The following is a 6,000-nucleotide window of genomic DNA, read 5'->3' on the forward strand; positions in this document are numbered from 1 at the left end:
CGGCCGCGAAGCCGAAAAGTCCGTGGCGCGACTGGGTCAGGTCGCCAACGCTTCGCAGGCGTGAACGTCGTTTGCGTGGAAACCCGCCCGCCTGGGCTTGCAGCTCCCCCACGAGCGTCACTCTGAGGCGTGGGCGTGGAAGCCGCGAAGGAAATCGGTATTCTGAGATTCAAAGGATGGAGTCGAGCCCATGTCGCAGATAGCCCCGCCGAGAAACCTGACGCCCGGCCTGTGCAGGACGGTCGAGAGCGAAATGCTCAAAGCCTGCGCCGAGGTGGCCGCGCGGCACGGCCTCGTGGCCGAAGGGCTTGGTCTGCAGGCCATTTACCTGCGCTGGAGCTTCGAGTTCGGCATACGCGTCTCCATCCCCTTGCCTGACGGCTCGACCATGGACCCTGAGCGCATGCTCTTCGAAGCGTTTGCCGAAGAGTTCGGCCTGTCGGCCGACGACTTCGGACGAGAGTTTTCGACGGGACGCGAGCGGTTTCGCGTGACCGGGATCGATCCCCGCCGACCCAGATATCCGATCTCCGCCAAGCGCATCCCGGACGGAAAGGACTACAAGTTCACGGCAGAGAACGTCGCGCGGCTGCTGCAGGCGGCGATGAGGACCGTGTCGCCTGAGGCGTGAGCCCTCATCGAGGGTCGGGGCTCGCGGGTGCGGTTCGAGAGAGACGGCGAGGTGGCGACGTTTCATCGCCCCCACCCTGCCAGGGAAGCCAAACGATAAGGGGCGCACGATGCGCGCGATTCCTTAATACGGGTTGGGGGTGACACCATGACCAACACGATGACCTACAAGGGCTATGCTGCCCGTATCGAGCATGAGGACAACGACGGCATTTTCACCGGCAAGATTGCCGGGTCTATGGCCGGGCCCGTCGGAACCAGGGGTCGGCGGCCCACTGCAGGCGTGTGATCGCGGGCCAGAGGATGGCCCGATAGCGGGCGGCGGCACTGGAGGGCGGCGCAGGCTCCAGCCCGTCCTGGTGGCGCGCGCCATGGCGGGGCCGCTGCGTCCGGCCCCTTACGCCAAATATTGAAGCCTAAGCGAGGGTTCCCGGCCGCCATCTATCTTGCGCAGTCGCTCACCACGCCTCGCTTCCGAAACGTGTCGCACAAGCGCTTGCACGCCGGATCGTGTAGCACTACGTGTATCAACGCGACGTTCAAAAGCAAGGAAAAGGATGACATGCCCTCACCGCTGAACATTCGTGACATTGGCGAGGCACGAAAAGCCGCCCTCGACGCGGAGGCAAAGGCGACAGGCGCCTCCATCTCGGATATTGTCCGGGATTGGATCGACGCGGGACTTGCGCGCTCTCAAGCCGAGCGCGCGCGCGCTGAATGGATCGCCGCCGCAGAAGCGGGCCTCGCCGACGAAGCCCGGCATCTCGAACTGAACGGGCCCACCCTGGCGCGGTTCAGGAAGTTTTCGGCGACATCACCGTGACCCAGGGGCGGATCCATCGCCTGCGAAGCGGTAGCGACCTCGTTTGCCGCATTCAAACCGATCTCGGCATCGAAACGCCGTATATTCTCTGTGCGCCGGTCCTCCCACGCTCCGAATGGGGGGCGCTCACGCCAAAGCTTCATATCGCCTTTCAACTGGATGGCAGCCCATACGTCCTACTCATGTCCCAGATGATCGCCCTGCCCGCCGCTGAGATTGGCCCGGCCATTGGAGATGCATCGGCCTGGCGCGACGACATCGTGGCCGCCGTGGACCTTCTGGTGTCGGGATTCTGACAGAGTCGGAACCCACCAATGGTCTGGTGGCCGGTCACGGGTCTGCAGGGTGTCGCCTGCACTCATGCGCGTCGAAACCGGGTGAGTCCCTTGGAGACGGACATGGTATGGCGTTTCGGTCTGTCCCGACGAGAAGCTGCGTTATCGGGGGTTTGAGGGGGGGGGGTGGCAGTCACGCGAAGCGGGCGGTCAGGGGGCACCATGCTCTTTCCCAAAGCCATCGGAGAAACGGACCCCTGCAACTCAGACTTTCAACCTTAGGTTGAAAATGGCTTCGTTTTTGCATTTTTGTCCTGTGAGGCCATCCAACGCCGGAAGGCGCGGCGCCTGCGTCCTTCCGCTCGTTGGCGGTGACACCGAATGGCCTCGAGTTTGCGTCGGCGCTTTGCGGTGTTCCATGTCCTTATGTAGGTCGTGAATCTGAACCGCCTTGCCTGGCCTGGCACATGACCTGGCGGATCCAGCGCAATTGCAACGCGCGTATAATCCGCCTGCTGTTTCAGGTGCATTGTCCCCGACAGGACGTCTTCGACGGTCACGCGCTCTGGTGGCCAGGCCGTCTCGAGGACATGGTCAAGCGCCGCTCGTTCGGCAGCTATGCAGCGCTCGAGGTGCGCCTCGGCCTCTGCAAGCGCGAGCGTGGCCTGCTCATCAACGCCTTCCGCAAGCAAAGGCACAACAGCGTCCGGAAAGCCAGTAATGGTGCGGTACCATCGCATCAGGTCGCCCTGTTCCACCGCCGTGGTCAGTCCGTGGCTTCTTGAGTTCGATGACGCACTTCGCTTTCCGGCCTCGGTCTTCGGCCCTGTGCTCATGGCCGCGTTGCGGCGATTGGCCGTGCGCTGGCGTTCAGTCGTCATCGTTGACGACGAGCACCGCGTCCTCGATTGGCGCCCGGGCCGTCAGTGTATCGAGATCGCCGCGAAGCCGTCGGCGGCGCTCTTCCATCTGCGCAATGTGGCGCTCCAGCGGCTCGAGGGTCGGGGCCAGCTCGACATATGCTTTCGCCAGAATCTCCGGGACAGAGAAGCCCTTCGCGGCCAACTCCTCCGACGCCTTTTCGTGCGACGCAGCATTTGCCCCCGCAAGCGCGGCGGCCTGAGCTCGCGACTCCGGATCGGTTATGAGGCCCTCGAAAATGCCGCCTCCGGCAAATGCGCCTGCCGCGAGTTCTCGAAAACGGTTCCTGATCATGGAGTCCCGCATTCGTCGGTAGCGGTAAGCCTCCCATTCAAGGCCGATGATGTTCTCCGCAAGAACCCGCTCGTATGGCGTCGCCGGGTTCAGATCATTCAGAAGCGCCTCGCGCAGAGCCTCGTGGCTCATCCTGTCTTCACCCGGGAGCAAGTCACGCCCCGGAACAATGTCAAGTACGTCATCAGAACTCGACTTTTTCGTCCTGGACTTGGGCGGCTTTGACATCTGCATCTTGTGGCGGTGTGATGATTGTTTCCAGATATTAGTACAAACCATGAACATCTTCAACCTGCCAATGTCGCGCTAGTCTGATCGCGATCACAGTAGTCTCACGGACCGGCGGGGCGATGCAGCCGGATGCCTGGACGATCCTCTGGCGTGCCGATGAACTCGATGCCAGCGGATTCAAACGTACTGCGGATCGTCTGGAGGTGACCCTTCCTGGACTTGGGCACACCCGTCGTTGCTTCGTATCTTTTGATCGTCGCCGTACCTACCCCGGTCTTCATCGACAGTTCGGCAACCGACCAACTGAGCACTGCTCTCGCAGCTCTAATTTGCTCTGCCACGATGTTAGCATCTTGCATTGTGATCCATTTGGCATCATATTGATGGCATGCAAAAGATGCCCACTTCCAACTGGCGCGCTGCCATCCAACGCCTCGAAGGCGCCTACTCGCCTGCAACCATGCGCAGCTACCGGGCCGATGTCGAGGCTTTCGAAACCTGGTGCGCGACCGCGGGAATCGAGGCGTTCCCGGCGAGCACTGCTGCGCTCTGTGCCTTCCTCGAAGCCCAAGGCAAGGAGAAGGCCCCATCTACTGTGCAGCGGCGCCTCTACGCGATACGGAAGGTGCACCGCCTCCTCGGCCTCGAGGATCCGACCCGAGATGAAGAGGTCAATCTCGCTCTGCGCCGCGTCAGACGCGCGAAACCCAGCCGCCCCCGCCAGGCGAAAGGCCTGACCAGCGACTATCTCGCGCGCTTTCTGGCCGCGCAGCCCGACAGCCCCTGGGGCATGAGAAACCGGGCCATGCTCAGCCTCGGCTACGAACTCCTGACCCGGCGGTCCGAACTCGTCGCCTTGCGGGTCGGCGATCTGGAATTGGCCGACGACGGGACGATGCGTGTACTGATCCGGCGCGCCAAGAACGACCCGTTCGGCGAGGGCCGCATCGCGTTTACCTCCGCTCGAACCGCCGCGCTCGTACTCGGCTGGCTAGACTGGCGAGGTCCGGGCATCGATCCCCTCTTCTGCCCGATCTACCACGGCAAACCGATCGATCGCGCACTCTCTTCGGATACCGTCAAGCGTCTAGTGAAGGAGGGCGCCCGGCGGGCCGGCATGGCGCCGGACGACGTTGCCGCCTTCTCCGGCCACTCGATGCGCGTGGGCGCCGCGCAGGATCTTCTCCGACGTGGACACGATACGGCGGCCATCATGCGGGCCGGAGGCTGGACGTCGGTCAACATCCTGTCGCGCTATCTCGCCAAGGCCGAACAGAACGTCTGGATATGACGCCGGACAAGGCCCCTGCCCTTCCTGCTCCCATGCGCGTGGTCAGACTGCTTCCTCAGCTCCCGACGAGCCATGTCCGTCGCGGCATGGCCAGCAAAGCTCTGAGTCTCAGCCGTCTCGCCGTCTCTCGCTGGATTCAGGCTTCCACCAGTTCCGGGAGCCGGTGCCTGAAGTACGCGATCGTCCTCTCGAGCCCCTCATCGAGCGCGATGGTCGGCTCCCAGTTCATGATCGCCTTCGCATTGCTGATGTCGGGCTGGCGCTGTTTCGGGTCGTCAACCGGCAAGGGCATCCGGGTGAGTTGCGAGCCGAACCCTGTGAGGGTCATGGTCTTCTCAGCCAACTCCCGGATCGTGAATTCCCCCGGGTTGCCGAGGTTGATCGGGCCGGTGACAGAGGCGTCGGTTTCCATCATCCGGAAGAACGCTTCGACGAGATCATCGACATAGCAGAAGGACCTCGTCTGTTGGATGTCACTGAGAACTGACCCGGCAGTAGTCGGAATTGTCACTGAAAACTGCCCCATGTGGAACCTTGCCCCTGACGGAGTTCGTCGGGGGTTATCGGAGTGATCGACATGGGATTTTTGAGCGTCATTCGACTTTGGGCCTTGCGGGACAAGATGCCCATCCGCGAGATCGCGCGGCGGACCGGGCTGTCTCGCAACACCATCAAGAAGTATCTGCGGACGGGGGTCGTCGAACCCCGGTTCCAGACAGCGGTGCGGCCAAGCGAGCTGGACCCGCATGCAGAGAAGCTGTCAGGCTGGCTAGTGACGGAGCAACGCAAGTCGCGCAATGACCGGCGCACCGCCAAGCAGATGCATGCTGATCTCGTTCAGCTTGGCTATGACGGTTCGCAGCCTTCGTGCGGACCTCGAAAGGAGACCGTCAGCGCGCGCAGCAGACGACCGATCGCGGAACATTCGTGCCGCTGGTGTTCGAGCCCGGTGAGGCGTTCCAGATCGACTCGAGCGAGGACTGGGCCCATGTCGGCGGCGAGCGCGTCAAGTTGCAGGTGGCCCATATCAAGCTGTCGCACAGACGGGCGTTTCTGGTCAGGGCCTATCTGCTCCAGACCCACGAGATGCTGTTCGATGCGCATTGGCACGCATTCCGGGTCTTCGAAGGCGTGCCGGGCCGTGGGATCTACGACAACATGAAGACGGCGGTGGATCGCGTGGGCGTGGGCAAGAAGCGCGATGTGAATGCGCGGTTCCTCTCCATGACCAGCCACTATGTTTTCGAGCCCGAGTTCTGCAATCCGGCGGCAGGCTGGGAGAAAGGTCAGGTCGAGAAGAACGTTCGCGATGCGCGCCACCGGCTGTGGCAGGTGATGCCCGCCTTCCCGGATATTGATGCGCTGAACATCTGGCTGGAAGAGCGCTGCAAGGCGCTGTGGGCCGAGAGTAACCGCCCGATTGAAGCCGCCTGCCTGATTGCGGGGTTCCGAGCTAAGACACGTGCATAACGACGTCGTTAGCGACGTGTCTTATCGGAAGGTGCCATGCTGGGCGAGGTTTTGGGTGTCGAACG

Annotated in this window: 8 protein-coding genes and 1 pseudogene; 7 read left to right on the forward strand and 2 right to left on the reverse strand. The window is 62.6% G+C overall.

Going from position 1 to position 6,000, the window contains the following annotated elements:
- Positions 1-190 precede the first annotated feature (190 nt).
- From EAT49_RS17830 to EAT49_RS17855, 5 genes are all read left to right on the forward strand, one after another.
- Positions 191-631 (forward strand): hypothetical protein, encoded by a 441-nt coding sequence (locus EAT49_RS17830; protein ID WP_123643657.1) that lies wholly within the window; start codon positions 191-193, stop codon positions 629-631.
- A 147-nt stretch (positions 632-778) separates the two neighbouring features.
- A complete protein-coding gene (locus EAT49_RS21630; protein ID WP_246003900.1) occupies positions 779-919 on the forward strand; it encodes a hypothetical protein in 141 nt (46 codons plus the stop codon).
- Positions 920-1,192: 273 nt separating this feature from the next.
- Entirely contained in the window at positions 1,193-1,453 is a 261-nt protein-coding gene (locus EAT49_RS17845) for a hypothetical protein (protein ID WP_123643658.1), read from the forward strand.
- Positions 1,450-1,749 carry a CcdB family protein gene (locus EAT49_RS17850; protein ID WP_123643659.1) on the forward strand — a complete coding sequence of 100 codons (300 nt, stop codon included), beginning with the start codon at positions 1,450-1,452 and terminating at the stop codon, positions 1,747-1,749. Before EAT49_RS17845 ends, EAT49_RS17850 begins: the two co-directional genes overlap by 4 nt.
- Before the next feature lie 446 nt (positions 1,750-2,195).
- Positions 2,196-2,513 carry a hypothetical protein gene (locus EAT49_RS17855; RefSeq protein ID WP_123643660.1) on the forward strand — a complete coding sequence of 106 codons (318 nt, stop codon included), beginning with the start codon at positions 2,196-2,198 and terminating at the stop codon, positions 2,511-2,513.
- Positions 2,514-2,598: 85 nt separating this feature from the next.
- Here EAT49_RS17855 and EAT49_RS17860 read toward each other — a convergent pair whose 3' ends face one another.
- A complete protein-coding gene (locus EAT49_RS17860) occupies positions 2,599-3,075 on the reverse strand; it encodes a hypothetical protein (RefSeq protein ID WP_123643661.1) in 477 nt (158 codons plus the stop codon).
- A 487-nt stretch (positions 3,076-3,562) separates the two neighbouring features.
- Between EAT49_RS17860 and EAT49_RS17870 the strand changes: the two genes are divergently transcribed.
- Positions 3,563-4,465, forward strand: coding sequence for a tyrosine-type recombinase/integrase (locus tag EAT49_RS17870; RefSeq protein ID WP_123643663.1), 903 nt, complete (start codon positions 3,563-3,565; stop codon positions 4,463-4,465).
- 136 nt (positions 4,466-4,601) lie between these two features.
- Here EAT49_RS17870 and EAT49_RS17875 read toward each other — a convergent pair whose 3' ends face one another.
- Complete coding sequence (locus tag EAT49_RS17875) at positions 4,602-4,991, reverse strand: NAD-dependent epimerase/dehydratase family protein (RefSeq protein WP_123643664.1); 390 nt, start codon at positions 4,989-4,991, stop codon at positions 4,602-4,604.
- Positions 4,992-5,042: 51 nt separating this feature from the next.
- Between EAT49_RS17875 and istA the strand changes: the two are divergent.
- Positions 5,043-5,872 (forward strand): annotated as a pseudogene (gene istA, locus EAT49_RS17880) (IS21 family transposase); the annotation flags it as partial.
- Positions 5,873-6,000: the final 128 nt, after the last annotated feature.

This window comes from Histidinibacterium lentulum (genome assembly GCF_003789055.1).
GTDB classification, from domain to species: Bacteria; Pseudomonadota; Alphaproteobacteria; order Rhodobacterales; family Rhodobacteraceae; genus Oceanicola; species Oceanicola lentulus.

What these genes read in the sequence shown, in the direction of transcription:
- EAT49_RS17845 (WP_123643658.1), top strand. Translation starts at nt 1,193, where the DNA reads ATGCCCTCACCGCTGAACATTCGTGACATTGGCGAGGCACGAAAAGCC.
- EAT49_RS17855 (WP_123643660.1), top strand. Translation starts at nt 2,196, where the DNA reads ATGACCTGGCGGATCCAGCGCAATTGCAACGCGCGTATAATCCGCCTG.
- EAT49_RS17830 (WP_123643657.1), top strand. Translation starts at nt 191, where the DNA reads ATGTCGCAGATAGCCCCGCCGAGAAACCTGACGCCCGGCCTGTGCAGG.
- EAT49_RS17870 (WP_123643663.1), top strand. Translation starts at nt 3,563, where the DNA reads ATGCAAAAGATGCCCACTTCCAACTGGCGCGCTGCCATCCAACGCCTC.
- EAT49_RS17860 (WP_123643661.1), bottom strand. Translation starts at nt 3,075, where the DNA reads ATGAGCCACGAGGCTCTGCGCGAGGCGCTTCTGAATGATCTGAACCCG.
- EAT49_RS17875 (WP_123643664.1), bottom strand. Translation starts at nt 4,991, where the DNA reads ATGGGGCAGTTTTCAGTGACAATTCCGACTACTGCCGGGTCAGTTCTC.
- EAT49_RS21630 (WP_246003900.1), top strand. Translation starts at nt 779, where the DNA reads ATGACCAACACGATGACCTACAAGGGCTATGCTGCCCGTATCGAGCAT.